This is a genomic window from Streptomyces sp. NPDC001153 (genome assembly GCF_053598315.1).
Genome location: NZ_JBSFJZ010000141.1, coordinates 1 through 1,006 on the forward strand (window position 1 = coordinate 1; position 1,006 = coordinate 1,006).

At 66.7% G+C, this 1,006-nt stretch carries 1 protein-coding gene; it reads left to right on the forward strand.

The annotated features are described in order from the left end of the window. Positions 1–1,003 (forward strand): IS630 family transposase gene (locus ACWDEN_RS48130; protein ID WP_450864485.1). Its coding sequence is split into 2 segments (ribosomal slippage), with 1,004 coding nucleotides annotated over them: positions 1–444 and positions 444–1,003; the frame shifts between segments, so codons are not numbered across the junction. This gene is flagged as partial in the annotation. Between the last annotated feature and the right edge of the window lie 3 nt (positions 1,004–1,006).

Here is a 1,006-nt window from a genome sequence, read left to right on the forward strand (position 1 = left end):
TCGCTACAGGTGCCTCCAACGCCGAGGTCGCCAAGGACTTACGGGTGAGTGTGCGCTCGGTGCAGCGCTGGCGCCAAGCCTGGCACGACGCCGGCACCGAGGGGCTGCGGTCTGCCGGGCCCGTGTCACGGCCCAAGCTGAGTGAGGCCCTGTTCACCGTGCTCGAGCAAGAGCTCGCCAAGGGGCCAGTCGCGCACGGCTGGCTGGACCAGACGTGGACGCTGGCACGGATCAAGACGCTGATCGGGCGCCGGTTCCACAAGAGCATGACGCTGTCGGCGATCGCGCAAATGCTGCACCGGCACGGCTTCAGCCACCAGGTCCCGGCCCGCCGGGCCATCGAGCGCGACGAGCAGGCCGTGGCGGGCTGGGTGAAGGAAACCTGGCCGCAGGCGGAAGGTCCGTGGCGGCGCTCGACGCCTGGCTGTGCTTCGAAGACGAGGCCGGCTTCTCGATGACGCCGCCCACCGCACGGACCTGGGCCCGGCGCGGACGCACACCCGTCATCCGGGTGCGGGGACGCTCCCAGCGCCGCTTCTCCGTCGCCGCTCTGGCCTGCTACAAGCAAGGTGAACGCTCACGACTGATCTATCGGCCCAAGCGGCACGTCGATCACAAACGAGGCGGCAGACGCAGTTTCACCTGGACCGACTACCGCGACCTGCTCATCGCCGCGCACCAGCAGCTCGGTGCACCCATAGTGCTCGTGTGGGACAACCTCAACGTCCACAAGGACCGCCGGCTACGGGAGTTCATCGACACCCACGACTGGATCACCTGCTACTTCCTCCCGGCCTACGCACCAGACCTCAACCCCGTCGAGGGCATCTGGTCACTGCTGCGACGCAGCAGCCAGGTCAACACCGCCTTCACCGACCCCGACCACCTCATCAACACGCTCCGGCATGGTCTCCGCCAGATCCAGTACCGCAGCAACCTCATCGACGGATGTCTCGCCGAAACCGGACTCACATTGACGACATCACAGCAACAACGTCAGTAACAC